Here is a 239-nt window from a genome sequence, read left to right as displayed (position 1 = left end):
GGCCTGGTGGTTGCCCCAGCCGTTGAAGTTGAGGCCGATGGTGTCGAGGCCGCCGGCGCCGTCGGTGCGGAAGACGGGGCCGGTGTCCCGCATCCAGCAGTCGTCGACCGGGATGTCCCCGATCACGGTGACCCCCGAACCGCACATCGACCGGGCCTTGGCGACGCTGGCGGGGTTGGCGCACATGGTCACCGGCTCGTACTTCGCGATCGTCTTCGCGATCAGCGCGATGTCCGACT

At 69.0% G+C, this 239-nt stretch carries 1 protein-coding gene; it reads right to left on the bottom strand.

All coding sequences use genetic code 11. The features are described 5' to 3' along the window. Window positions 1–239, bottom strand: a 239-nt coding sequence (locus VR45_RS41685; protein WP_045945201.1) for an agmatine deiminase family protein, incomplete at both ends; no start/stop codon positions are given.

Origin of the sequence: Streptomyces sp. NRRL S-495 (assembly GCF_000966955.1) — a bacterium.
Lineage (GTDB): Bacteria > Actinomycetota > Actinomycetes > Streptomycetales > Streptomycetaceae > Kitasatospora > Kitasatospora purpeofusca.
This window is presented reverse-complemented; position numbering and strand designations above follow the sequence as displayed.